Raw genomic sequence first — 25,826 nt, 5'->3', positions numbered from 1 at the left:
TTTGCGATGTTTTACAGACGAGCCGGGTTAATGGGCGCCCAGGCGCCCATGCTCATCTGGCAGGTTTTTTTATGAGAATTTTTACCAGGCCGCTCGCAGGCGTTCACGAACCAGTTTTGAGTGGCGACGGTTTTCTGCACCCAGCCGGTTTTTCAGCGTGATGTCATTGCGGGCATCGCTGACTGCCTGTGCCACGGTCTTAGTCACCAGCGTTATGTCATCCGGTGTCGGGGCATCAGGGTTAGCAATGTCAAGCAATTCACTGAGCAGGCCCAGAGTGCTGTAGTTTTTGATGTCGTAGGCCATTGGCGGAATGGTGGAAGCCAGTTTTTCCAGCGATTCGACAGTACGTAACGTAATACGTGCAGCAGAAGCTTTGCCCATGGCGTGGATCAGCACATTGTCATTGTTGAAAGCAATCAGGCGGTTTGCCTGGTAACCGTGCGCCAGAAACGCACCAGACATGGCTTTACCAACAATCAGCCCAACAACGGGGTGCCCCGCCAGGCGTGCTTTGGCATACGCACCTGCCGCACCAGCCAGAGCCTGATGAATACCAAAAGCTTCTTCACGGCGGCCATAAGCCTGGCTTGGCACGTCAATCACCGCGATAATTGGCCGTTTAACGCTGTTTTCAGCATCTTCTTCAATCGTGCGGTTCACAACTTTTGCCAGAGTCCAGCCTTCCAGCAGCCCGACTTCGCCCCGTGCAGCGCGGGGATAGTGGTTGTTGGCGTCCGGTACCACAGCAATGAAACGCACAAATTGCCCGTCGAGTGTGGCGTCAGCAACCTGTACTGACGGGCACAGCCCCGGCATACGTTGTGCACCTGATGCCAGTTTATCCAGCCATACAGCAGCGCGATTTTGTTGGCTCATTTATTTACCCTCCCCGGCAAAAAATGCAGTGATTTGCTCGGAACTGGCCTGTTTAGCGGTATCAAAAGCGGTTAAACGAGCCAGAAATTCGTCATAACGGTCTGAGCGGTGAGTTTCAGGCACACCTTTGGCCAGGCATTGGTTGACTGCGTCTTTCATTGCATTCACGTTGTCATCAACTAAGACGTCAACCAGCCCACTGCGTGAGCGAACTTCGCCACCAGTCATGCTCCAGATAAACGGGCGGTCACGGGAGTCGTATTCTTCGATACCCGCTTCCTGCTCGATAACCTGAGGGCCATTCAGACCCAGGCGTGCTTCCCGGGTGACCAGTAAGTAACTGCACAACCCGGCAGCAATAGACATCCCACCAAAGCAACCCACCGTACCGGCAATAATGCCCACAACGGGCTGGTAACGGCGCAGGTCAACAATTGCCGCGTGAATGTCTGCAATGGCAGCCAGGCCAAGGTTGGCTTCCTGCAGGCGTACCCCGCCGGTTTCCAGGCACAAAACAGCCTGAGTCGGGATACCATTACGGTTATCTTCCGCCGCCAGCTCCAGGGCTGCAGCCATTTTGGCACCAGAGACTTCCCCCATACTGCCGCCCTGGAATGCCCCTTCTACGGCAACCACAACGGAAGGTTTACCCTGAATGGTGCCTTTGGCGATAACCATGCCGTCATCACTTTGGGGAACAATTCCCTGCGGCCCAAGCCAGGGGGAAATCAGCCCGTCAAATGGCCCGAGCAATTCACGGTAGCTACCATCATCCAGGATTGCTTTCGCCCGGTCTCTGGCTCTCAGTTCAATAAAGCTCTGAAATTCACGCATGGCTCACCTCTTCAAATACTTGTTCGATGCGAATACGGGCCACACCTGGCGTTGCGCCAAAATCGTGGATCTGCATTTGCCCTGCGGGTAATTGCCCCAGTGAACGAATACGTTCAAACAGCGCCTGCCAGCGTGCCTGAGAATTATCCACGGAGGTGGTGATTGCGATTTCCAGTGTTTGTCCTGCAGTGGACTCAAATAACACTTCCATATCGCCTGACCCCACAACACCCGCCAGTGCTTTACCACTGACAATGCGGGAGGCCGGAAAAGACAATGAAATCTGTTCCATAACAACCTCTTAAAAATAACGTTTACGATGCCGGCAATGCGACACGGTCAATAAATAACGTGGCCGCCAGTAAGTCTGCGGCGCCACCTGGTGAGGCATTGAGCCCGAGCATGGTTTGGTCGAGCTCAGCAAGCTGCTGCCTGCCTGCGTGGCTGGCGCACCCCCCGGCTTTCAGAACCGCACCTGCGCCTTGTTGCATCGCTTCAAGACCAACCATTCCGGCGCGCGATAATACGCAGGTGTCACTGAGCGTGGTCATGATGGACATCAGCGCATCCAGCATGGCGTGCTGCTCGCTGGCCCCTTGTGCGCGGCTGTGCAATAAAGCAGGCAGGCCACGTTTCATCACATGAGGGAAGCCCTGAGCAGCCTCTTCCCGTGCGCCAGGCACACGGTAGCGGTGGCTGGCCCGCAGGCCTTTACTGAATACCGTTGGTGCGGCAGGGTCTGGTAGCTGAGCAAGGCGTGCTGCCTGCTCGCTGATGGCACTGGCTGTTGCATGTCCAGACAACATTGCGCAACTGCTTACCATCAGACCGAGTGCCCAAATTGCGCCCCGGTGTGTATTCACACCGTTGGTTGCCGCCATCATGCTCTGCTCACCTTCTCGCCCGAGGCGGCCTATTAATTGACGTAATGCGACATCTGCCGGCCTGCGCCAGCACTGTTGTGCCAGCGCGAAAAATGTCGGGGTCAGGCTGTGTGCTGAACGCTCCATCAGACTGAGTGATAAATCGCTGTGCGCGCCATTTCCCCGGCTGTCCACAAGACCAGGCTTCGGGCTAAGGCGGGCTTCGTCAATCAGGCAGCGGGTTGCTGTCTGTGCCAGACGTTGCGCAACAGCATCAGCACTGCTCTGTGGCTGTAGTTTCATTACCAGCTCCGGAATTTTGCCGGTGGGTTATACAAACCGCCTGACCATTCAACCAGGTCGGCAACGCTGCCTGCAGCCAGTAACGAACGGGTAGCGTCGGTGCGGCGAATGCCCATATCTTCCGGGAAGCGCACTTTACCGCTACGGCGTAACGCTTCGACCCGGCTGGCATCAACACCCAGACCGATATCGGTTATCCCGGCGACTGCGGCAACCATGGCCCGGCGCTCTTCAAGGCTTTCTGCCTGGTAGAGGTAGGCAATACCTTCTTCGGTCAGAACGTGCGTGACGTCATCGCCGTAAATCATGACCGGAGCCAGCGGCATACCGGAGGTTTTGGCAACGTCAACGGCATCCAGTTTTTCAACAAACGTGGGTTTAACGCCTGCCTGGAAGGTTTCAACCATCTGCACTACCAGTTTACGGCCACGTTGCATTGGGTCTGGTTCGTTGATCATGGCAAGCCAGGCTGGCGTGGCGTGGCGGCGGCCGTGTGGGTCATGGCCCATATTCGGAGCGCCACCGAAACCCGCCAGGCGGCCACGCGTTACCGTGGATGAGTTAGCCAGACCGTCAACCTGCAGAGTGGAACCAATAAACATATCAACAGCGTACTGCCCGGCTAACTGGCAGAATGCGCGGTTGGAACGCATAGAACCATCTGCGCCAGTAAAGAACACATCCGGGCGTGCTGCGATATAGTCTTCCATACCCAGCTCACCACCGAAGCAGTGCACGCTTTCCACCCAGCCACTTTCAATAGCAGGAATTAATGTGGGATGCGGGTTGAGCGTCCAGTGTTTACAGATTTTGCCTTTCAGCCCCAGTTGTTCGCCGTAGGTTGGTAACAACAGTTCAATCGCCGCGGTATTAAAACCAATACCATGATTGAGTGACTGTACCTGGTGCTCAGCATAGATCCCTTTGATAGCCATCATGGCCATCAGAATATGTTCCTGCTTGATAAGGCGCGGGTCGCGGGTGAACAGCGGTTCAATAAAGAAGGGTTTATCCGCAACAACGATATAATCAATCCAGGAGCCTGGGATATCGACACGCGGTAAATCGCACTCGTCATCAACCAGTTCATTCACCTGGGCAATAACAATGCCGTCATGGAATGCGGCTGCTTCGACCAGGGCGGGAGTATCTTCGGTACTTGGCCCGGTATACAGGTTGCCTTTCCGGTCTGCTTTATAGCCAGCGATAAGCGCGACATTAGGCGCCAGGTCAACATATAAACGCGAGTAAAGTTCGATATAAGTATGAATGGCACCAATTTCCAGCAACCCATCTTCCAGCAACTGGGAGATACGTAAGCTTTGCGTACCGGAAAATGAGAAGTCGAGCTTACGGGCAATGCCTTTTTCAAACAGATCCAAATGCTCGCTGCGGCCCACACTTGGCATGATCATATGTAAATCATGAACTTTCTGTGGGTTTACCTCAGCCAGCATCCGGGAAAGGAAGTCCGCCTGTTTTTGGTTATTACCTTCAAGAACGACCCGGTCACCCGGTGCCACTAATTTTTCCAGCATTGAGACAAGTTCCCCGGTGGGGATTACTTTGCCCTGCACGCCTGTTGCGGCCATACGCTGTTGCTTATTGATACGGCGCTGGTTCCAGACGCGGGTTGGCGTTTGCCCAGACAACATTATAACCTCCTGATTAAGCTAATCATTTTGATTTGCCTGCTGTGAGGTTAAGTCTGCGCCGTTAAACCGTTAGCATCAATAAAGTAACGGGAGAAATCATTACTCTGAGAGTAATGATTAATTATCTGTTTTTTGATCAGAACGTGGTTTTTTCTGATTTTTAACCAAAGGGAAGCAAAATAAGTGGGGGAAACGCCAGTTGCCACATTAATGACTGCGGCAGCTGGTGTGGGTATTTTAGTTAAGTGTGGTGCGGCGTTTTTGCGTTTCGATTTCCATCAGGAAATGGTAGAGCGGTGCCAGGCGTTCGAACCCTGCCTGTAATAAACCCGGTAACTGGTCATCGAACAGGGTTTCTGGTTCTTTGCCATCGTAAATCAGGGCGAATGACTTGCGGTTATACCAGTTTGCCAGTTCTTGTGGCTCTTTCAGTAACGGGCGCTTATAAGACTCCCCTTCCAGGCTGAAGTCAGCAAGTAAAGGCTGAGTGATGGACAGAAAATGTTCACGGTTATCCAGCATGTTTTCCCTGAACAGATTCATGGTTTCGCGCGATGCACTGTAATACCCCAGCCCATAGCGCCACCAGTCGGGGCCAAATTCAAAGAAATACGTGGGGGCATCCGTCCAGTTTTTACTGCTGCGCTTAAATGTCAGCCACAGGTTGCTGCGATACAGGGATTTATCACGGGAAAAACGGGTGTCGCGGTGAATACGTGACAGTGTTTTACCAATTGCCGGGCGGGTTTCGAACTGATCGTCAATTTGCAGCATTGGTAGCGCAAGTTCACTGACCAGCGAGCGGAAAGGCTTCACCAGCAGGTTGTCATAAATTGAACGGTTTTCGTTGAACCACTCTTTGCTGTTGTTCTGCCGGACATCGCGCAAAAACAACAGCCCTTGCGGGTCAAACCCGGTGAACAGGGGTTGTTGGGTTACCATGTGTTCTCCTTGCTTATTTGGCAACAGTGTACGCCCAATAGTGTGCCTGCTCATCTGTTCGTTGCAGGTAAAATTTTTTCATTTTCCGTGCCCTGAACATTTTGTTATTGATGTCACCATCTCAGTTCTGAAGATGGAAGTTAAAGGTGTAAAAAGGGTCTCAAGTAAATCCTTTTTAAATTTATTTCCATACCCTATATGTTGCCAGAAAGCTCAGCCAACTCCTTGCCTCTGGCTTCTGACATTTTTGCAACGCACTCATTGAAAGTTGTTTGATATGCCGGGCTTTTGTTATCTATTTGAAATGAATATAACTGACAGTTGGAGTCTCTAAATTTAATCCAATCTCTCTGGGCGGCTTTAATTTTTTTTACGAACTCCTGCTTTAAAAATTCATCATTTACATACGCAGAATTAACTTTGGATAGCAATGCCGAATATTGCTTATTCAAATATTCATCAGCTAAATTCTTCTTACTTTCTGAGCATGAGGCAACTTGATCAGATGTTGTTATATTGTGACAAATATCTGCACTATGTGAAAATGATGAATACAGTAAAATAATAGCTAAGACGCGTCTCATTATCTACCCTCCAAATAAGCAACTCTATGTCTGCCAGGTTCATATTGTGAAATTGCAGGTGTGTTTTGTATGTAATCAATTAACTCTTGTTTACTATCATTTGAACCTGCAAGCATAGGCTTAGGCCCTTTGGTAAAACCTTGGTAAACGAAGTCGACCAACACTTCCTGGATAGTTGTATCCAGGCTTTCCCATTGTTTCGCACTGGAAACACCGTCAGTCCACTTTTTATAATTAGCAATAGTCCGCTCAACATACTTAGGATATATAATAGAAAAGAGCAACTCTTGCTGCTGCAAAGTTATCTCTCCTATATCTTTCTTATGTATGTTTACATAATCACGAGCAGCAACCCCTTTGAATCCTGCACACTTTGATATTTTAACAGCCTGGTCGTTAGGTATCCCTGACGCAATCATGTCATTATATATATCACGCTCAGAGCGTTCTCCCATATCATAACCACGGCCAAGGGTGACACCTGAAAGATCATTTCCAGGCCAGTGAATAACCCGGCTATAATATACAGATGATGAAATATCATTTCCTTCAGCGTTGTAAGTCAACTTACCTTCTAAAGTTTTAACTTGAGATTTAATAGCATCGAGAAACTTCACTGGGTGCATGTGCCAGACGGGTATCCCTTTGTCGAAAGGCGGTACCTGACTCATCCATTCCATTTTGTCGAACCACCTCCTGACATAGCCAAGTAGCAGTACATCCATATGTTTCAGGTAATCTGTCCAGCGCAGTTTGTAGTGGAGCACAAAATCAGGACACCGGGATAACCTGTTTCCACTTTTCTTCATGTAAGCAAGGCGGTAAACCATCGTTGTTCGTGTGAGGTCGATAAACGTTGTAATAACCATTAATCCACTGGTTTATATCGCGTACCGCATGGCTAAAATCACCATAACCACCATTCGGAAGCCATTCACTTTTAAGGCTGCGAAAGACTCTTTCCATCGGCGAATTATCCAGGCAATTCCCTCTGCGACTCATACTTTGCATTACCCCATAACGCCAGAGTAACTTTCTGTATTTATTGCTTTTATACTGAACACCTTGATCTGAATGAAACAGCAGGCGGCCATCACGCGGTCGTGTTTCCAGTGCATTATGCAAAGCCCTACACACCAACTCAGCATCAGCGGTTAATGAGAGGGCTGAACCGATAATCCGCCGTGAATATAAATCAACAACGAGCGCGAGATAACACCATTTGTCCTGCAGGCGAATAAAACTGATGTCGCCGCACCAGACGCGGTTTGGTGCGGCGGGGTTAAATTGCCGGTTCAGTAAATTTGGCAATGGCGGACTTTTGTCTTCGTTTACCCGGTAGTGATGTTTAACTGGCTGTCGACTTGTCAGCCCGCATTCCCGCATCAGTCGTCGTGCCAGCCACCGGCCTGCATCAACGCCACTCTGGCGCAACATCTGACTGATTGCCCGGCTACCGGCTGCGCCACGACTGAGAGCATGGAAAGCCCTCACCCGACTTCGTAATTCAATTCTTTGCACATTAACAGGACGCTTCACCTGCGCGTAATAAACGCTACGGTGAATACCGAATAAATGACAAAGAACCCGCACTGGCCACTTTGCTTTCAGCCGTGTGATTAGCGCGACAGCTTCCCGGGGATTTCGCTCATCAGCACGGCAGCCTGCTTTAGTATTTCTTTTTCCATCTCAAGGCGCTTTATCTGCGCTTTAAGCTGCTGAATTTCGCGTTGTTCAGGGGTAATAGCATTACCAGCGGGCTCAATACCCTGAAGTTCCTGCTTATACAACCGTATCCATTTACGCAAATGGTCAGGGTTGAGCTCAAGTGCCAGCGCGACTTCTCTGACATCACGCTGGTATTTAACCACCTGTTCGATAGCTTCAAGCTTGAACTCCGGGGAAAAGGTACGTTTAGTCCGACGAGTTTTGATCATGCATCACCTCATTTTCACTGTTTTAACATTAACAGGATTTCGAGGTGTCCTGAATTACCGATCCACTACAGGTATACAGATAACTATCCGGGTGAATATGAAGATATTTATCTCCCCCCGTGACACCGGCTGAATTGTTCAGAAAATCCGGCAGTTGGCTGTCAGTACTGAGCACCTCGATATGCACATACGGATCCGTCTCTGTCTCATGAAGTTCACCTGGTATAATGTCTTCCCCGAGGAATCCCAATGCATCGCCGGCAGCCACGGTCATTCTGGTGGTTGGTTTCACCACTGTGTCATAGATACCCTGCGTTACCGTCTGTTGCATCCATGCTGGCAGATGCGCCGTCTGCTTCCCATCAGGCGTCATAAACAATGGATCAAGCGACACCCAGAAAGCGGTCCCGGTCATTTCGTTGTGCTTGTTCAGAAGCCGGGCAAGCCCGAAAGTCAGGATATGTCCGTCCAGCCCGAAGATGTTCTCACGCAGGACCACCATGGTTTGTCCGGTCGCCAGCGTCTTTCCGGTCGGTACGGGTGCTGGTTCGCCGGTCTTCTCCTGTCCGCTGTAGTTACGTAAACGCAGTCCGTTCCCGCGTTCCGTCACCCGGTACCGCTGAAGCGCCGGGAAAGCTGAGGGGGGAGCCAGCCCAATATACAGCGAATAAAACTCCAGACTGTTCTCTGCCTTCGTCGCGTCAGGCGTACAGACAGATTTCACCAGCACGAACGAGCTGGAATACTGCAGCGTCTTCCCCATCCAGGTATCGCTCAGATACTGACTGTTCAGGCGGTAAGCCACTACCTCGCCCCCAGCCATAAACGATAGCGGCACCGCCGTATCAAGGTTCTCACTCGTCAGTACCGAGGCGGGAGCACTTTCACGGGTGATATGAATGCCTCCGTGCCACATGGCATTTGTACCCGCCAGCCACGTTCCGTGGGGTTCACGTCCCACCTGGGCCATCATTTCATCCAATGTGCTGTAGTCTTTACCATCAGCCTTTCGGGCCGGGAAACAGATCTTCACGGGCAATTCCTTCTGCTTAATAATGGTTAAATTACCGCTATCATACACTGGCGGACATCTGATCGCCGTTTCCGGAAAGGAACACCAAAGTAAAATTTTGTAAGACACACGACTCTAACTCTCTGAACCGGCTGCTTTTATTCGCAGAGTAGTCTGCCGCATAGTATTGAGTTCACGAACCACAGCACCCACACTCACCTTAGTAGGACTAATTGCTTTTGTTCATCATTCAGTGTAGATGGGCATCCAAAGCGTTTCCCTGATACATTTGCCCGTGCAATTCCAGAGTGTATGTGCTCAATGAGCAACTCCAGTGAATCGCCGTCCCAATTAGTGGGAAAGTTAGTTGAAAGTTTGTCGCTAAAACTAAACTGTATTGTTAGCCACAAGTGTGATTGTAATGTGTGGCATACAATGTGATGGCAAAGATGCCCACACGCCAGAGGAACAGATAATGCAGAAAATAGTAAAAGCCCGGTGCCATTGTGGTGCTGTTCAGTTTACTGTTGAATTGAGTGATGGTTTCAATACCGCCCGGCGGTGCAATTGTTCATTTTGCCGGATGCGTGGCGCTGTGGCAGTGTCTGCTGAGCTGTCTGGTATCACAGTGACTAAGGGCAAAGACAAACTGACCGAATACCGCTTTAACACTGGTGAGGCCGCACACTATTTTTGCTCTGTCTGCGGCATTTATACCTTTCACCAGCGCAGATCCAACCCACGGCAATACGGCGTTAATGTTGCTTGTATTGACGGTGTATCCCCCTTTGATTTCTCACCTGTTGCGGTGCTGGACGGAGTTAACCACCCGCGGGATGGCGCCAGTAGTGGCGTGGTTGGCTGGTTAACATTCACGCCGGAAAATAAGCCCTGACAAACAACCTGTTATTGCGCACTGCGTTTTAACGGTGTTTCACGCAAAAACCAGGACAGCGCAAAAGCAATAATCATAATACCAGCCGCCATCAAAAACGCGGCGTGAATGGCGCTGCCAAAGGCCTCAAGGTAGTGGTCATGAACCATTGCCGGGAGTTGTTGTGCTGCCAGCGGGTTCATTTTTTCTGGCAATACTGTGCCAGCGGGCAATGAATCAACCAGGCGCGATTGTAAAACGTGGCTGAATACTGCACCAAACACCGCGACCCCAATTGAACCGCCAATCGAACGGAACAAAATAACACTTGAAGTGGCAACCCCATATTCCCCATGTGCTGCATTGTTCTGTACTGCCAGAACCAGTACCTGCATAACCATCCCCAGGCCCATTCCCAGAATACTGGTAAACATATACAGCTTAGCAATTGAATCCGCAGGGGTTATTGTGGTCAGCATCACCATGCCACAGACAGCCAAAGACGTACCGGCAATGGGGAACAGGCGGTATCTTCCGGTGCGGCTGATAATTCTGCCACTGATAATGGAAGTCAGTAACAACCCGCCCATCAGCGGGAGTAACTGCATTCCTGCTTGTGTTGGGCTGGCGCTTTTAACCACCTGCAGATAAAGCGGCAGGAAAGTAATTGAGCCAAACAGTGACATACCAAAAATAAAGCTCATCAGGCTGCATAACAAAAATGTCCGGCCACGAAACAGGCGCAATGGAATAATCGGTTCCCAGGCCAGCCCCTCTTCATAAATAAAACCAATAATGCCAATGATACCGAATGCCAGAATGCACCAGAGTTGCGGGTCACTCCATGCACGAACGGCGCCCCCTTCTGTGGTAAACAGTGTGATGCAAACCAATGCCAGAGTAAGATAAATAGCGCCCAGCCAGTCAATCTGGTGGTGGTTACGCTGGCCTGAACCATTAAATACCGTCGTAATGATCAATAATGCCAGTAACCCAAGCGGTACATTAATATAGAAGATCCAGCGCCAGGACATATGTTCAACAATGAAACCGCCCATCATCGGGCCAATAACGGTGGCTAAACCAAATACCGCGCCAAACAGGCCCTGATAACGCCCCCGCTCTGCGGGAGGAATGACATCTGCCACTGCGGCCATGCTAATAACCATCAGCCCACCGCCTCCCAGCCCTTGCAAAGCGCGCATCAGTACCAGTTGTGCCATGTTCTGCACCACCCCACATAGCACCGAACCCAACAAAAACAATATAATCGCTACCTGTAACACCCGCTTGCGGCCAAAGACATCGCCAAATTTGCCGTAGAGTGGTACGGCAACGGTGGATGTCAGAATATATGCGGTGACTACCCAGGAGAGTTGGTTCAGCCCGCCAAGCTCACCCACAATGGTGGGCAACGCGGTGGAGACAATGGTCTGATCCAGTGCAGACAACAGCATAACCAGCATTAACGCACTGAATAGCAAACGTAATGATGACACCAGAGGCTGCGGTGAGAGAGAATGGTTGACTGTATCAGTCGTCATAGTGCACCTGTTTGTAATTAATTAAGCACCCAATTAATATTAGACTGATTCACATGCCGGTCAAGGGAGAGGGAAATGACTACCGCACAAAAAGCGACTTCACCACGCAAGCCTGGGCGCCCGCGTGGTGGAAAAGGTAATACGGCGAACCGTGAACAACTGCTGGATATTGCGCTGAGTTTGTTTGCCCGTCAGGGGGTTGCGCCTACGTCTTTAAACGGGATTGCCAGAGAAGCCGGTGTTACTCCGGCCATGATGCATTACTACTTCCACTCCCGTGAGCAGTTGCTGGATGCCATTGTCCAGGAGCGATTTATGCCTATTCGCGAACGCATGACTGCACATTTCACGGCACATGCAGACAACCCGGTTCAGGCATTCTCTTTTATGGTGCGTGAACTGGTAAACCAGGCGGAACAACACCAGTGGTTTGCGCCATTGTGGATGCAGGAAATCTCCGGTGAAATTCCGGTGTTGCGGGCGCATATGGCGGCCAGTGCGGGTGATGACAAATATCAGGCGCTGATGGCAAAAATAAAAGCCTGGCAAGATGCCGGAAAGCTGAATTCCGCCCTCTCCCCTGAGTTACTCATTACCTCGGTCTTGTCTCTGGTACTGGTGCCTGTTGTGCGCATGCAACATGATGAGCGTTTCAGGCACCTGGATGCGGATACAGTGGTAAAGCATTCACTGGCAATACTGAACTGCGGCATTGGGGGTTAACCTGGCTACGACCACACACTTGCTATTTGAGTCTGCAAACGCCCCTGCGAGTTGTTCGTTACCTGGTCGTGTAGTGTTGTAGCCTGGATAGTTATCCAGGCTAATTAACGCAGGTTAGTAATCCTGCGTGGTCTCCAGGCGGAAGAAGCGCACTTCTTCATGCAGCGAATCTGCCTGTTCCGACAATGACTGCGCGGCAACCGCAACCTGTTCAACCAGTGCTGAATTCTGCTGGGTAACCAGGTCCATTTGCTCAACTGCCCGGCCAATCTCACTAATACCGGTGTTTTGCTCATCACTGGCCATTGAAATATCACCAACAATGGCTGTCACCTGGTTCACTGAAGCTTTAATGTCTTCCATCGCTTTACTGGCCTGTGCAGCCTGTAATGAGCCCTGGTTAATTTTATCGACGGTGTCATCAATGAGTTTTTTGATGTCCTGAGCTGCGTCAGCGGTTTTCTTCGCCAGTACCCGCACTTCGTTAGCCACTACAGTAAATCCTTTCCCCTGGGTTCCTGCCCGCGCGGCTTCCACACCGGCGTTCAGTGCCAGCAAGTTAGTCTGGAACGCAATACTTTCGATGACCGCAATGATATTGACTATCTCTTTGGAACTGTTGGAAATATTCTGGATTTGCCCAATCATATTCTCAACAATATGTGAACTCTCCACCGAAGCATCTGAGGTACGCTGAGCCAACTGGCTGGCAGTTTTCGCGTTGTCGGTGTTTTCTTTCACGGTTTGAGTAATGCGCGTCATATTGGTGGAAGTTTCCAATAATGAAGCGGCCTGCTCTTCCGTGCGCTGCGCCAGGTTAGTGTTACCCTGCGCTATTTCAGTTGATGCCTGCGAAATACTGGTACTGCCAGCCATAATGTTGCTGATTGTCAGTTTGAGCTTTTCTTTCATGCTATCAAGTGACGCCAGCAGGCTGGTGCTGTCTTTTGCCTTTAGCGTAATAGGCACAGTGAGGTCGCCGTCGGCAATACGGCGCATAATACCCATGGCATAAGCCGGTTCACCACCTAACTGGCTGGACAGGTTACGGGTAAGTTTTATTGCGATGATGACCGATGCCAGTAATGCTAAGGCCCCCAGTGCTAACAACATTTTTACCGCGAAATTGTAGCTTTCAGCAGCCTTTTCTGATGACCGTTCACCTGCAGCAATTTCCTGGTCGACCAGTTGCGCCAGATCTTTCATCAATTGAGTACGGTATTTAGCAGAGTTCTGCCCACTGATCTGGCTGGCTCCGGCAAGATCTTCTTTGTCCAGTGCTGCCAGTACCAACTGGTTAGCATCGGCAAACGAAGCAAAGTTGTCCACCACGTTTTGTGCCAGCGCTGAGCGGCTGTTTTCAGTATCCAGAGCCACATACTGCCGCTCTGCAGCCAGGAAGTTCGCAATGGCCTGAGCCAGTTCTTCGCGGTGCCCGTTACGCTCCTTGAGTGTTTTAGAGGCGATCATTTGCACCTGTTGTAAACGTAATTCCGACAGGATGCCGCGCATTTGCAGAGTGTAGCGAATACCGGGAACGCGCTCGTTACGGAAATCAACGATCCGCTGGTTATTACTGTTGAGTTGGTAAACAGAAACGGCGCCAACGACCGCCATAAGTACCAAAATAAGTGAAAAACTGAGGACTATTTTATAAAAAAAGGTAAGTTTTTTCATTTATTGCAGCCTGAATAAAATTAAGGGTCAGTGCTGCTATATAACGACTCAATTCAGTAAAACTTTATGGTTTTAATTAGTTCCGTTTTTATGTAACTTACTGATATCCATTATGTTAATGAATTTACGCTTTGGCTGAAACGTTTTTTGTTGATCTGAGTCACTAAAAAAACGCATCCAATCACGGCCAACGACATCCATCACCAACGGGCAACCCACTAAGTGGCTTAATCTCTTTAAGCACAAATGAGGTTTCCATCGCTTTTATCCCCGGCAGGCGGCGAATAACTTTCATGGCAAAGTCTGAATAGTCATCCAGGTCTCGAGCTACAACCTGTAATAAAAAATCTGCACCACCACCGATGGCATAACATGCAATCACCTGAGGTAACTCGCATACTGCCTGCTCAAAACTGACTGCCTGTTGTTCACTGTGGCTGTCAATATTAACCCGGACAAAGGCCAGAATTCCCAGCCCGGTTTTTTTACGGTCCAGCACCGCCCGGTAACCGGCAATCACCCCTGCTTCTTCAAGCTGGCGTATTCGCCGCCAGCATGGGGTGGCAGACATACCACACTGCTCTGCCAGTTGCTGATTAGTGAGCCGGGCATCTTGCTGTAATAGCATCAGTAACTGAATATCTTTCTTGTGCAAGGAAACGGTCAGATTTTCCATAAACTCTAATTTTCCGGAAAAATAATTCCTTTTATAAGCAATAACACGCAAATTGAGAAACCTTTTTTCACTGTAACAGTGCCAGACTATTGGCAGAAAACACAGGGGAGGAAAACAGGATGGATGATTTTGCGCTTGCCGTGGTTGTTAACCCGGCATTACCTGCCGGGTTGCTGGCAAATACCGTTGGAACACTGGCAACGGGCCTGGGAGCCAGGTTCCCTGCTCTTTCGGCCGGGCAAGTCAGTGACCAGGCTGGTTTATGGTTTGATACCAGCAGTCGTTTGCCAATGCCAGTTTTACAGGCTGACTCCGCAACACTGCAACTTTTGTTGCAGCGCTGCCAAACGCGTGACAGCCGCAGCGCAATGGTGGTTTACCCCTCTTTTGCCCGGGAGATTCAACAGATAGATACTTACCTGGCAGAGGTTGCCCGGCGGGATTTGAGCGCAGAACCGCTGGATGGTATCGCATTATGCGGGCCACGTAAGTGGGTTCGCTCTTTGACCGGGGCGCTCAAATTATTGCGCTGAACGATCTCAGCAATAACAAATTCAGGCCCCGCCCAGGGGCCCTACTTCCAGAGGTTATACTTCCGGTACGGCACTTTCGGCCGCGATGTCACGCAGTGGCGCTTTACGCACTGGTGTATCACCAGCCACGTAATAATCCGCATCTGATGGCGGTAGTGCTTCGCGGCCACGGATCATGTCGGCAATTTTTTCACCAATCATAATCGTGGTGGCATTGAGGTTACCGGTGACAATTTGCGGCATCAGGGAGGCATCCACTACCCGTAATCCGCTTAAGCCATGTACCCGCCCTTCACCATCAACCACAGCAAGTTCATCGCTGCCCATTTTGCATGTGCCACAAGGGTGGAACGCTGTTTCTGCATGTTCACGCACAAATGCATCCAGCTCTTCGTCACTTTGGCACCGGGAACCTGGGCTGATTTCTTCACCACGGAATTTATCCAGTGCAGGTTGTTGCATGATTTCGCGCGTCAGGCGGATGGCTGCCCGGAACTCTTCCCAGTCCTGCTCGCAGGACATGTAATTGAACAGAATGCCTGGCGCTTCACGTGGGTCTGTGGAGCGCAGTTTTACGCGGCCACGGCTGGGTGAGCGCATCGAACCTACATGGCACTGGAAACCGTGCTTCTGGATAGCATTTGAACCGTTGTAATTGATGGCTACCGGCAGAAAGTGATACTGAATATTTGGCCATGCAAAACGGGCATCGGAACGAATAAACCCTCCGGCTTCAAACTGGTTACTGGCACCAACGCCGGTACCTTTGAACAACCACTCGGCGCCAATTGCAGGCTGGTTGTACCACTGTAACGCAGGCCATAACGAGACAGGCTCTTTGCACTCATACTGGAGGTACATTTCCAGGTGATCCTGCAGGTTAGCCCCGACACCGGGTAATTCGTGCACCAGCGGGATCCCCAGTTCCTGTAACCAGTCTGCACGCCCCACTCCTGAGCGTTGCAGAATTTGTGGCGAGGCAATGGCTCCTGCAGATAACAACACTTCGCGTGCTGCTTCAGCGCGTACTGGGATGTTGCTGTCAGCTTCAAGGTACTCAACGGCTACCGCCTGTTTACCGTCGAAAATAATGCGGTCGGTTAAAGCGTGGGTGACAATGGTCAGGTTTGCGCGCTGCTTTGCCTGGTCGAGGTAACCACGGGCTGTACTGGCGCGGCGGCCCTGCGGTGTGACTGTACGGTCCATTGGGCCAAAACCTTCCTGCTGGTAACCATTCAGGTCTTCAGTGCGTGGGTAGCCTGCCTGAACACCCGCTTCCACCATGGCGTTGAATAGCGGGTTATTGCCAGTTTTCGGTGTGGTCACGCTGACCGGCCCATCTCCACCATGCCATGGGTTTGCACCAGTGTCGCGGCTTTCAGCTTTGCGGTAGTAAGGCAGGCAGTGGCGGTAATCCCAGTGTTTCAAAGCCGGGTCCTGCGCCCAGTTATCCAGATCAAGGGCATTCCCCCTGATATAGCACATGCCATTAATCAGTGATGAACCGCCCAGCCCTTTTCCGCGGCCACACTCCATGCGCCGGTTATTCATATGCGGTTCTGGTTCGGTTTCATAGGCCCAGTTATACCGCCGTCCCTGCAAGGGGTACGCCAGTGCTGCAGGCATCTGGGTGCGGAAATCCATGCGGTAATCAGGCCCGCCTGCTTCCAGTAATAGCACCGTGGTTTGCGGGTCTTCCGTTAAACGCGCGGCCAGCACATTTCCTGCGGACCCGGCGCCGATAATGATGTAATCATATTTCATTCGTCGCTCCTCAGGGGTTAAAACAAAGAACTGAATTCGCCCAGTTCAACCTGGACTGATTTTAACTGGGTGTAATGCTCAAGGGTTGCCAGACCGTTTTCCCGGCCAATGCCCGACTGTTTGTAACCGCCGACTGGCATTTGCGCAGGCGATTCACCCCAGGTATTGATCCAGCAGATCCCGGCGTCCAGTTGGTGAATAATCCGGTGTGCGCGGCGAATATCATGGCTTACTACGCCAGCGGCCAGACCATACTGCGTGTCATTGGCTCGTGAAATGACTTCGTCTTCTTGTTCCCAGGTCAGGATGCTCATTACTGGCCCAAAAATCTCTTCGCGGACAATCGTCATATCATCGCGGCAATCGGTGAAGACTGTCGGCTCCACCCAGGCTCCGGCCGCAAACGCTTCGCCTTGAGGTACTCCACCACCACATAACACTCGCGCACCCTCTTCTTTGCCTTTGGCGATATAGTTCATTACCCGGTCGCGGTGTGGGAAACTCACCAGTGGGCCAAAGTTAGTTTCAGGGGCTAACGGGTCACCAGCACGGATACGGGCAACACGCTCACAGATAGCCGCTTCGAAGGCTGCTTTCATTTTTGCAGGAACAAAAACGCGGGTGCCATTGGTGCACACCTGGCCTGAACTGAAAAAGTTCGCCATCATCGCGATATCGGCAGCCATCTCTATTGGTGCGTCTTCACAGATGATAAGTGGTGATTTGCCACCCAACTCCATGGTGACGTCTTTGAGCGAGGACGATGCCGCGCTGGCCATCACGTTTTTCCCGGTCGGAACACCACCCGTAAAGGATATTTTGGCAATCCCCGGATGGGTGGTCAGGCACTGCCCGGTTTCAGGCCCGGTGCCGGGTAACACATTGAACACGCCATCAGGTAAACCCGCTTCGGTGTAGATTTCCGCCAATTTCAACGCCGTCAATGGGGTGACTTCGCTGGGTTTAAAGATCATGGCGTTACCTGCTGCCAGAGCGGGCGCAGATTTCCATAACGCAATCTGAATGGGGTAGTTCCACGCACCAATTCCGGCAACCACACCCAGCGGTTCACGGCGGGTGTAAACGAACGCACTGTCCCGCAGCGGGATTTGCTGCCCTTCCAGTGCCGTTGCCAGGCCTGCGTAGTACTCCAGGACGTCTGCACCGGTGACAATATCCACGGTACTGGTTTCACTGAACGCTTTCCCGGTGTCTAACGTTTCCAGGTGAGCCAGTTCGGTATTACGTTCGCGTAATATCGCCACCGCTTTTTGCAGGATACGGCCACGCTCCGTTGCTGTCATTGCTGCCCAGATCTTCTGGCCGCGGGCGGCGGATGCAACTGCTTTGTCCACATCTGCCTGCCCGGCAGCATGAACCTGGGCCAGTATATTACCGTTGGCCGGGTTGATGGTCTCAAAGGTGGTGCCTGCCACACTCGGGACATAACGCCCGCCGATGTAGAGTTGTTGTTCACCCAATAGGGACATGTGTTTCTCCTGTGTTAATCGGTGCCTGACAATGCGTTGTCGATATAAACCATGGCAATTGCCATAGCCTGCACCCGGTTAAAAGGTTTGCCACTTAGCGAGGCGCGTAACCATAGCCCATCAATCAGCGCACTCAGCCCGTAACCTGCCCCCCTTGCCTGCGGTTGTGGCATGACTTTGCGAAACTCCGCAACCAGGGTGGATAACAACCGGCGGCTACTGATGGTCTGCAGCCGGTGCAGCATTGGGTGGTGCATACTTGCAGCCCAAAATGCCAGCCAGGCTTTCATTACAGCCGATGTGGTCTGGCCTTCATCAAAGTTACCTTCAACAATGGCACTCAGGCGGGCATGGACATCTGCCGGGTCCACCTGGCGTAACCGCCCTACCACTGCGTCACGGAGATGCGCCGTGATATCGCGCATAGTCGCTTCCAGCAGACCGTTTTTGTCACGAAAGTAATGGCTGATAATTCCTGTGGAGACACCTGCGCGTGAAGCAATTTGCGCGATGGTTGCATCATGCAAACCCACCTCGTTTATGGCGCTGAGCGTGGCATCAATCAGTTGTCTGCGCCGTATTGGCTGCATCCCCACTTTTGGCATTGTTACGGCCTCATTCATCAATATTTGTTATCTATTTAATCTTTTTTTAATTGAACGTTCAATAAAAAATGTGTATTAATTGTTACATGTAATGATTGCTATGGTTAAGGAAAAAAGCATTTTTTGATTTAGAAATTTACATAATGCATTGAAAATAAACAATTCATGATAAGAGCAGGTAAGGATCTGACCTGCATACAACTTAACAAATGGATATTTGTCACCTGCGCTGCTCTTAAGGGCGGTCACCATTACTTAAACAGAGGTAATTGATGACGACACCGAATGCATCTCCCGCCAGGGAAAAAAACAAACTCAACCCCGTGGTCTTCTGGTTTTCCGCCGGGCTGATTTTGTTGTTTTCATTCTGTACTATCCTGTTCCGGGATTTTTCCGCGACCATAATAGGGCGCACACTAAGCTGGGTTTCAGCAACGTTTGGCTGGTATTACCTACTGGCCGCCACGCTGTATATCGTCTTTGTAGTCTTTCTCGCCTGCTCCCGCTACGGCGATATCAAGCTCGGGCCTGAACACTCGCGGCCTGAATTCAGCCTGCTGAGCTGGGCGGCGATGTTGTTTGCCGCAGGGATAGGTATTGATTTGATGTTCTTCTCTGTTGCCGAGCCGGTTACCCAGTATATGTCTCCGCCGGAAGGCGCCGGGCAAACCGTTGAGGCCGCACGCCAGTCAATGGTCTGGACTTTGTTCCATTACGGCCTGACAGGTTGGGCAATGTACGCATTGATGGGCATTGCTCTGGCCTATTTTAGTTACCGCTACAAGTTACCTCTTGCGATACGGTCTGCGCTCTACCCGATTTTTGGCAAACGGATTAACGGCCCAATTGGCCACACTGTGGATATCGCAGCGGTAATTGGTACGATTTTTGGTATTGCCACCACTCTGGGGATTGGTGTTGTTCAGCTTAACTATGGGCTGAATGTGCTGTTTGATGTTCCCGATTCCATGGGCGCGAAAATTGGCTTAATTGCGTTTTCCGTGCTGGTTGCCACTATTTCCGTAACCTCAGGGGTTAATAAAGGCATTCGCCTGTTATCGGAACTCAATGTACTGATGGCTCTTGGCCTGATTCTGTTTATGCTGTTTGCCGGTAATACCGAATTCTTGCTGAATGCCCTGGTACTGAATGTTGGGGATTACATTAACCGCTTTATGGGAATGACCCTGAACAGCTTCGCGTTTAACCGGCCAACCGAATGGATGAACAACTGGACGCTGTTTTTCTGGGCCTGGTGGGTGGCATGGTCACCGTTTGTTGGGCTGTTCCTGGCCCGAATTTCCCGTGGCCGTACCATTCGCCAGTTTGTGCTGGGTACGCTTATCATTCCTTTCACTTTCACCCTGCTGTGGTTGTCGGTTTTCGGTAACAGCGCTCTGTATGCCATCATGCATGGTGATGCAGGTTTCGCGACCGAAGCCATGGCGCACCCTGAGCGCGGTTTTTATGGGTTACTGGCGCAGTACCCCGGGTTCACGTTCAGCGCGTCTATTGCCACTATCACCGGCCTGCTGTTCTATGTTACATCCGCGGATTCCGGCGCACTGGTGCTGAGTAACTTCACAGCCAAACTGAAAGATATTAACAGTGATGCACCTAACTGGCTGCGTATTTTCTGGTCGTTGGCGATTGGTGTTCTTACCATCGGCATGTTAATGACTAATGGGATACCTGCCTTGCAGAATACCACTGTGATCATGGGGTTACCCTTCAGCTTTGTCATGTTCTTTGTGATAGCCGGTTTGTATAAATCGCTCAAGATTGAAGATTACAGACGAGCCAGTGCCACAATGGATTTAGCTTCTGTTCCGGAAGCTCAAGGGCGGCTCAGTTGGAAAAAACGCATCTCGCGCCTGATGAACTACCCCGGGCAGGGATATACCGAGAAAATGATGGAAACCGTCTGCCAGCCAGCTATGGAAGAAGTTGCCAGCGAACTGGCGAACAGTGGCGCGGAAGTGGAATGGAAACATGTGCCGAATGTGGAAGATGCATCGGAACCTGGCTATTTATCACTGCGTGTTGGCCTGGGAGATGACTCCGATTTCATCTACCAAATTCACCCGCAGCGCTATGCCATTCCGGGCTTTACCTACCGGGCTCAGAGTGGAAAATCCACTTACTTCCGCCTGGAGACTTTCCTGCGTGAAGGTAGCCAGGGGAACGACCTGATGGGCTACAGTAAAGAACAGGTTATTACAGATATTCTGGATCAGTACGAGCGGCATCTGAACTTCATTCACCTGCACCGCGAAGCGCCGGGGAATACTATTGTCTTCCCTGCCGCCTGACCGGCATTAGTTAAAACCGCTGCACATTGTGTGGCGGTTTTTTGCATAAAAAAAGCGCCTTCAGGCGCTCGAGTCTGATGACCAGAATAAACTAGAGTTCATACCCTGGTTTTTTGGCAAGGTTATCCATTTCTGGTGCGATTTCACGGTCATATACCTGTGTTTTCCAGTGCTCAGGTGAAATATAGCCCAGAGCCACCGATACAGTGTGTTCTGCTGCCTGCAAATGTTTTTGCAATACCTGGCTAATGTCATCTGCCAGTGCTTTTTTTTGTTCCTGGGTTAACTCTCGGGGATAACACTTAATATCAACATGGGGCATATCGTTACTCTCCAGAAAATAGGCAAGTGAGCAAGATAACCTGTTTTTTCCAGGGTTTCACACAAAAATACCCGCTTTTACTCAGGATTGTGTAAGCAGTGATAACCGGCGGGAGCCCGCCGGTTATGAGCACAAAAATTCGCGTCAGTATTTCCCGGAAAAATTCGCACTGACGCGCTGAGCCAGGTAGTCTTTGGCACTAACTGGCGGGTATTTCCCCAAAGGCCCCTGAATGACCACCTCTTCATTGGCCTGGCAGAAAAAAGCCAGGCTATAGCGTGGCCCATTATATTCACCTGCCCTGGGGTTACGCACCCGGTGGAAATTAGAAGGCAACAGATCATCACTCCAGCGCATTAACATATCGCCAATGTTGCAGGTGATCACGTCGTCGTACGGTTCAATGGGTGTCCACGCCTGGCTCTGGTGCTCTTTGCCGGGGCAAACCTGTAAACCACCCTGCCCGGCGCGCTGGAATAACAGTGTCAGGCAGTCAAAATCGGTGTGAGCGCCAGCCCGCCAGGATTGCGTGTTAAGTGGTACCGGGTAATAGTGCAGCATGCGTAATGTGCTCTGGTAGCCCGGGCTCGCCGGGTCATGTGCCGTGGTGAAAAAATCCTCGCTGAATCCGAGTTTCAGAGCAAAGCAAGACAGTACCTGCATACCCAGCGCCCAGCACTGCTGCTCAAATGCCAGCGTCTCCTGTTGAAACCCGGGTAATACCTCTTCTTCCGGCCACAGGCCAGCCATGCGAGGCCGGGTTAATTGCCAGGACTCTTTCTGGTCTGGCGTACCGGTCGATGGGCGTATTTGAGCTTTGCTTTCCCAGCCTGCATTACGGTTCAGTGGGTAACGTGCTTTAGTTTCCTGAGGAAGGGCAAAAAATTGCTCAGCACGCTCAAATGCAGACTGAATGTTTTCAAGAGGAATGCCGTGGTTTTTGAGCTGAAAAAAGCCGATATCTGTGGCGGCAGCCCAAATCTCGTCGGCAATCTCTGTTTTACGCCCGGCATAGCCTTGCATGTCAATGACACGGACTTCACGCTGGGATTCCAGGCCTGGTGCGCCCATAGTGGCTTCTTTATTCAGTTCATCCAGTGAATAAGTAGCTGTGACAGGTTGATTCATGGTTCACCCTCTTTAAAAGACAGGGGTGGCCCGGTGCTTTGGGCCACAACTCAGTAAACACCACTGATTGTGGTGCACATTGAGCAATGACCCACCGGTAAAGACAGGTAACCGGCTGAACGCTTCTACTCAAAACTATTCCAGCAAAAGCCATGCCAGTAATCTTATTTTATTTATCATATTGAAAACTATTGTTTTTTATGTGGCCTGCACAGCTAATCACTGCATGGCACGCACAATGTCAGTGCACTGGTGCAACTTTTGTTTCACTACAGTGCACAATAATGTAACCTGGTATTTACATTTCACTATCTTTTGGTAAGGCTGGCTAGCGGGATATTGATTTTTTATATTTATATCAATGTATTAGTTATTTCAGATTGGAACTGGCACTGCCTTTGCAATGGTAGATTCAGAGTATAAGCGGTTAGTGCGGCCAGCCCGCATGGGACATTGCTCTGCAACGTTAGCGGTTCCTCATCAGGAGCCACGCGTATTGCAATGAGCATACCGCACCCCTGATGAGGCGTTACTTGTCCATTACTCTTTGGGGGTTTTATGTCGTTTAATTTCAGATGCCATCCCGTCGCCACTTCCCTGCTGTTTGCAGCAATGTTTACCCATTTCGCCCACGCCAATGACAAGCTGGTTCTGCAGACCACCTGGGTTGCCCAGGCTGAGCAAGGTGGCTATTACCAGGCGGTGGCTACCGGGATTTATAAAAAATATGGTCTGGATGTTGATGTGCGTGCCGGTGGGCCGCAACTGAATAATATGACTTTACTGCTCGCCAAACGTGCCGATGTCATTGTGAGCTATGATTTGCAGGTACTCAAAGGCATTGAACAGCATTTTCCCCTGAAAGCCATTGCTGCCCCCTTCCAGTTTGACCCGCAAGGTTTACTGACCCACGGTAATGTTAAAAATCTTGATGACTTAACAGGAAAAACCATTCTGGTTTCTGCCAGTGGGCAAGCCAGTTGGTGGCCGTGGCTGAAAACGAAGTACCACCTGAAAGACAGCCAGGTTCGCCCTTATACCTTTAATATGCAGCCTTTTCTGGCAGACAAAAATACGGCGCAACAAGCTTATGCCACTTCAGAAGTGCAACAGGCAAAACAAGCCCAGCCTGACAGTGAGTTCTGGCTGTTTGCTAAATACGGCTACCCGGCATATGGCGGCATTCTGGTTACCCGTAATGATTTGCTGGCAGAGAAACCCGATGTCCTCAAACGCTTTGTTGAGGCTTCTATGGAAGGCTGGAAAAGTTACCTGAAAAATCCGGCGCCAGGTAATGCATTAATTAAAAAAGAGAACCCACAAATGACGGATGCCGTGCTGGCGTTCGGCATCAGCCAAATGAAGAAACTGCAACTTATTGAAGGGGGCGATGCCACAACAGGCGGTGTGGGCGTGATGACCGACAAACGCTGGGAAGCTACCCGCAATTTCATGGTTGATGCCGGGCTGCTGAATTCAGCGACAGACTGGAAAGCCGCTTATACCACACAATTTTACCCCAAAACCGCCATGTAATGGGGGACGGAGGCGATATGAGCAGCGTCTTATCTTTTGATTCTGAGCCATCACCAATGGCAACGCCTGGCTCGCGCTTTCTGATGGCGCGTGGAGTGGAAAAACGTTACCCCAATGGCACTCTTGCCCTGGAGCGGTTAAATCTGGATATCGCTCAGGGTGAAATCGTTTCGTTACTTGGCCCTTCGGGGTGCGGCAAAAGTACCTTGTTAAAAATGTTTGCCGGGCTGGAAAGCCCTACCGCCGGTCAGGTGCGCTGGAATGGTAAGGCAGAACGGGACGAGCACAGCCGTATGGGCATGGTATTTCAGGAAGCGACGCTGATGCCGTGGGCAACTGTTGCCGAAAATGTGCGCCTGCCGCTGGATCTGCGCCGCGAAAACAAAAAGCAGGCTAACCTGCGCGTGTTACAGGCGCTGGAGACTGTAGGGTTAAGTGCCTTTGCCCATGCCCGGCCAAAAGAACTTTCTGGTGGGATGCAAATGCGGGTTTCCCTGGCCAGAGCCCTGGTGACCAACCCCTCGTTATTGTTAATGGATGAACCTTTTGGCGCGCTGGATGAATTCACCCGCCAACGGCTTGATAGCGAGATTCGCACATTGTGGGCGTCACGTAATCTCACCGTGGTGTTTGTTACGCACAGTATTTATGAAGCGGTTTACCTTTCTTCGCGCGTTATTGTGATGGGAACCCGGCCAGGCAGAGTGGTTGCCGATATCGCCATCGACGGCCCACAAGACAGGGATTCAGGGTTTCGGACTTCAGAACGTTTTATTCGCCAGTGCGCATTATTGTCGGCACAACTGGAACAGGCCAGTGGAGGTCAGCATGACTAAGCCGTTGTTCGATAACCCGGCCATGCGCCGTGCGGTGTGGCCGGTGTTACTGGGCCTGGTGGTAATCGGTGCCTGGGAGGTGTGTTTCCGCCAGTTTGCTGTGCCGGTGTGGCTGGCGCCAAAACCCAGCGATATTGCTGTTGTGCTTTACCAACAGTGGCCCGCTCTTCTGGGGAGTTTTTGGGTCACACTGAAAGTCACCTTGCTGGCTTTTATGCTGGCGGTGTGTATTGGTACCGCCGTCGCGTTTTTATTTGTCCAAAGCCGGGTGATTGAATCCTGCCTGATGCCCTGGGCTATTCTGTTTCAGGTTACCCCTGTAGTTGCTATTGCACCGCTGGTAATAATCTGGATCCACAACACCACGCTGGCACTGGTGGTGTGTGCAATGCTGGTCGCTGTCTTTCCGGTATTAACCAACACCACCCTGGGGTTACGCAGTGTCAGCCCGGGGCTGGTTAACCTGTTTCGTATCAACCAGGCGACCCGCTGGCAGGAACTGATGCGCCTGCGCCTGCCTGCGGCACTGCCGCATTTTTTCAGTGGGTTACGCGTGGCCTCAGGGCTGGCGTTAATTGGCGCCGTGGTCGCTGAGTTTGTTGCCGGTACGGGGGGAACAGGTGCAGGGCTTGCCTGGCAAATTCTGCAAGCCGGGTTCCAGCTCAACCTGCCCTTGATGTTCGCCGCCCTGTTTTTAATTACCTGCACTGGTCTGGGTTTATTCTGCCTGATGTCACTGCTCAGCCACTACTTCCTGCGTCACTGGCATGAAAGCGCACAATAAACCACAAGGAGTT

At 51.1% G+C, this 25,826-nt stretch carries 25 protein-coding genes; 7 read left to right on the top strand and 18 right to left on the bottom strand.

Translation table 11 applies throughout. The annotated features are described in order from the left end of the window. Positions 1 to 81: 81 nt before the first annotated feature. From mdcE to DES37_RS06060, 10 genes are all read right to left on the bottom strand, one after another. Positions 82 to 879 carry a biotin-independent malonate decarboxylase subunit gamma gene (gene mdcE / locus DES37_RS06105; RefSeq protein ID WP_110025211.1) on the bottom strand — a complete coding sequence of 266 codons (798 nt, stop codon included), beginning with the start codon at positions 877 to 879 and terminating at the stop codon, positions 82 to 84. Next, positions 880 to 1,713, bottom strand: a complete 834-nt coding sequence (locus tag DES37_RS06100) for a biotin-independent malonate decarboxylase subunit beta (RefSeq protein WP_110025210.1) — start codon at positions 1,711 to 1,713, stop codon at positions 880 to 882. Then, positions 1,706 to 2,005: a malonate decarboxylase acyl carrier protein gene (gene mdcC / locus DES37_RS06095; RefSeq protein ID WP_036113168.1), complete on the bottom strand. Its 300-nt coding sequence runs from the start codon at positions 2,003 to 2,005 to the stop codon at positions 1,706 to 1,708. The genes DES37_RS06100 and mdcC overlap by 8 nt, the downstream gene beginning before the upstream one ends. A gap of 22 nt (positions 2,006 to 2,027) precedes the next feature. Continuing rightward, positions 2,028 to 2,879, bottom strand: a complete 852-nt coding sequence (locus tag DES37_RS06090; RefSeq protein WP_110025209.1) for a triphosphoribosyl-dephospho-CoA synthase — start codon at positions 2,877 to 2,879, stop codon at positions 2,028 to 2,030. After that, positions 2,879 to 4,534, bottom strand: coding sequence for a malonate decarboxylase subunit alpha (gene mdcA / locus DES37_RS06085; protein ID WP_110025208.1), 1,656 nt, complete (start codon positions 4,532 to 4,534; stop codon positions 2,879 to 2,881). Before mdcA ends, DES37_RS06090 begins: the two co-directional genes overlap by 1 nt. Before the next feature lie 237 nt (positions 4,535 to 4,771). After that, positions 4,772 to 5,476: a DUF2461 domain-containing protein gene (locus tag DES37_RS06080; protein ID WP_110025207.1), complete on the bottom strand. Its 705-nt coding sequence runs from the start codon at positions 5,474 to 5,476 to the stop codon at positions 4,772 to 4,774. Positions 5,477 to 5,670: 194 nt separating this feature from the next. Beyond that, positions 5,671 to 6,060, bottom strand: coding sequence for a lysozyme inhibitor LprI family protein (locus DES37_RS06075; protein ID WP_110025206.1), 390 nt, complete (start codon positions 6,058 to 6,060; stop codon positions 5,671 to 5,673). Beyond that, complete coding sequence (locus DES37_RS06070) at positions 6,060 to 6,740, bottom strand: pesticin C-terminus-like muramidase (RefSeq protein WP_170123735.1); 681 nt, start codon at positions 6,738 to 6,740, stop codon at positions 6,060 to 6,062. Before DES37_RS06070 ends, DES37_RS06075 begins: the two co-directional genes overlap by 1 nt. A gap of 91 nt (positions 6,741 to 6,831) precedes the next feature. Next, positions 6,832 to 7,997, bottom strand: a protein-coding gene (locus DES37_RS06065) for an IS3-like element ISKpn37 family transposase (protein WP_110025204.1) whose coding sequence is annotated in 2 segments (ribosomal slippage) — positions 6,832 to 7,733 and positions 7,733 to 7,997 — 1,167 coding nt in all. Because the reading frame shifts where the segments join, the coding sequence is not laid out codon by codon here. A gap of 28 nt (positions 7,998 to 8,025) precedes the next feature. Next, on the bottom strand, positions 8,026 to 9,078 hold the full coding sequence (locus tag DES37_RS06060) for a hypothetical protein (RefSeq protein WP_245929997.1): 1,053 nt from the start codon (positions 9,076 to 9,078) through the stop codon (positions 8,026 to 8,028). A 406-nt stretch (positions 9,079 to 9,484) separates the two neighbouring features. Between DES37_RS06060 and DES37_RS06050 the strand changes: the two genes are divergently transcribed. Then, complete coding sequence (locus tag DES37_RS06050; protein WP_036113154.1) at positions 9,485 to 9,904, top strand: GFA family protein; 420 nt, start codon at positions 9,485 to 9,487, stop codon at positions 9,902 to 9,904. A gap of 11 nt (positions 9,905 to 9,915) precedes the next feature. Here DES37_RS06050 and DES37_RS06045 read toward each other — a convergent pair whose 3' ends face one another. Then, positions 9,916 to 11,427, bottom strand: a complete 1,512-nt coding sequence (locus DES37_RS06045) for an MDR family MFS transporter (RefSeq protein ID WP_211320540.1) — start codon at positions 11,425 to 11,427, stop codon at positions 9,916 to 9,918. 75 nt (positions 11,428 to 11,502) lie between these two features. Here DES37_RS06045 and DES37_RS06040 point away from each other — a divergent pair, with 75 nt between their 5' ends. Then, positions 11,503 to 12,150 (top strand): TetR/AcrR family transcriptional regulator, encoded by a 648-nt coding sequence (locus tag DES37_RS06040; protein WP_110025203.1) that lies wholly within the window; start codon positions 11,503 to 11,505, stop codon positions 12,148 to 12,150. Positions 12,151 to 12,264: 114 nt separating this feature from the next. Here the strand turns inward: DES37_RS06040 and DES37_RS06035 are convergent, their stop codons facing one another. Together DES37_RS06035 and DES37_RS06030 are read right to left on the bottom strand one after the other, a co-directional pair. After that, complete coding sequence (locus DES37_RS06035; RefSeq protein ID WP_110025202.1) at positions 12,265 to 13,827, bottom strand: methyl-accepting chemotaxis protein; 1,563 nt, start codon at positions 13,825 to 13,827, stop codon at positions 12,265 to 12,267. A gap of 181 nt (positions 13,828 to 14,008) precedes the next feature. Then, positions 14,009 to 14,503 carry an Lrp/AsnC family transcriptional regulator gene (locus DES37_RS06030; protein ID WP_110025201.1) on the bottom strand — a complete coding sequence of 165 codons (495 nt, stop codon included), beginning with the start codon at positions 14,501 to 14,503 and terminating at the stop codon, positions 14,009 to 14,011. 119 nt (positions 14,504 to 14,622) lie between these two features. On the opposite strand from DES37_RS06030, the gene DES37_RS06025 reads away from it, so the two are divergent. Further along, positions 14,623 to 15,036: a DUF2000 domain-containing protein gene (locus tag DES37_RS06025; RefSeq protein ID WP_036113134.1), complete on the top strand. Its 414-nt coding sequence runs from the start codon at positions 14,623 to 14,625 to the stop codon at positions 15,034 to 15,036. A gap of 54 nt (positions 15,037 to 15,090) precedes the next feature. Here DES37_RS06025 and betA read toward each other — a convergent pair whose 3' ends face one another. The 3 genes from betA to betI are packed head-to-tail and all read right to left on the bottom strand — an operon-like array spanning position 15,091 to position 18,895. Further along, positions 15,091 to 16,800, bottom strand: coding sequence for a choline dehydrogenase (gene betA / locus DES37_RS06020; RefSeq protein ID WP_110025200.1), 1,710 nt, complete (start codon positions 16,798 to 16,800; stop codon positions 15,091 to 15,093). A 17-nt stretch (positions 16,801 to 16,817) separates the two neighbouring features. Then, a complete protein-coding gene (betB, locus tag DES37_RS06015; RefSeq protein ID WP_110025199.1) occupies positions 16,818 to 18,290 on the bottom strand; it encodes a betaine-aldehyde dehydrogenase in 1,473 nt (490 codons plus the stop codon). A 14-nt stretch (positions 18,291 to 18,304) separates the two neighbouring features. Then, on the bottom strand, positions 18,305 to 18,895 hold the full coding sequence (gene betI / locus DES37_RS06010; protein ID WP_110025198.1) for a transcriptional regulator BetI: 591 nt from the start codon (positions 18,893 to 18,895) through the stop codon (positions 18,305 to 18,307). A 272-nt stretch (positions 18,896 to 19,167) separates the two neighbouring features. Between betI and DES37_RS06005 the strand changes: the two genes are divergently transcribed. After that, a complete protein-coding gene (locus tag DES37_RS06005) occupies positions 19,168 to 21,207 on the top strand; it encodes a choline transporter (protein WP_110025197.1) in 2,040 nt (679 codons plus the stop codon). Positions 21,208 to 21,298: 91 nt separating this feature from the next. On the opposite strand, the gene pptA is transcribed toward DES37_RS06005, so the two are convergent. Both pptA and DES37_RS05995 read right to left on the bottom strand, forming a co-directional pair. Then, positions 21,299 to 21,529 carry a tautomerase PptA gene (pptA, locus tag DES37_RS06000; protein ID WP_036113121.1) on the bottom strand — a complete coding sequence of 77 codons (231 nt, stop codon included), beginning with the start codon at positions 21,527 to 21,529 and terminating at the stop codon, positions 21,299 to 21,301. Positions 21,530 to 21,673: 144 nt separating this feature from the next. Continuing rightward, positions 21,674 to 22,657 (bottom strand): isopenicillin N synthase family dioxygenase, encoded by a 984-nt coding sequence (locus DES37_RS05995; RefSeq protein ID WP_110025196.1) that lies wholly within the window; start codon positions 22,655 to 22,657, stop codon positions 21,674 to 21,676. 558 nt (positions 22,658 to 23,215) lie between these two features. On the opposite strand from DES37_RS05995, the gene DES37_RS05990 reads away from it, so the two are divergent. From DES37_RS05990 to DES37_RS05980, 3 genes are read left to right on the top strand one after another with little or no spacing between them, the layout of a single operon-like run. Next, on the top strand, positions 23,216 to 24,193 hold the full coding sequence (locus tag DES37_RS05990) for an ABC transporter substrate-binding protein (protein WP_110025195.1): 978 nt from the start codon (positions 23,216 to 23,218) through the stop codon (positions 24,191 to 24,193). Positions 24,194 to 24,210: 17 nt separating this feature from the next. Next, positions 24,211 to 25,029, top strand: a complete 819-nt coding sequence (locus DES37_RS05985) for an ABC transporter ATP-binding protein (protein WP_211320539.1) — start codon at positions 24,211 to 24,213, stop codon at positions 25,027 to 25,029. After that, positions 25,010 to 25,813, top strand: coding sequence for an ABC transporter permease (locus DES37_RS05980; protein WP_369792641.1), 804 nt, complete (start codon positions 25,010 to 25,012; stop codon positions 25,811 to 25,813). Before DES37_RS05985 ends, DES37_RS05980 begins: the two co-directional genes overlap by 20 nt. Positions 25,814 to 25,826 lie beyond the last annotated feature (13 nt).

It is taken from the genome of Mangrovibacter plantisponsor (assembly GCF_003182475.1).
GTDB classification, from domain to species: domain Bacteria; phylum Pseudomonadota; class Gammaproteobacteria; order Enterobacterales; family Enterobacteriaceae; genus Mangrovibacter; species Mangrovibacter plantisponsor.
Note: the sequence above shows the minus strand (reverse complement) of the source record. Positions and strands in the feature narration are given on the sequence as shown.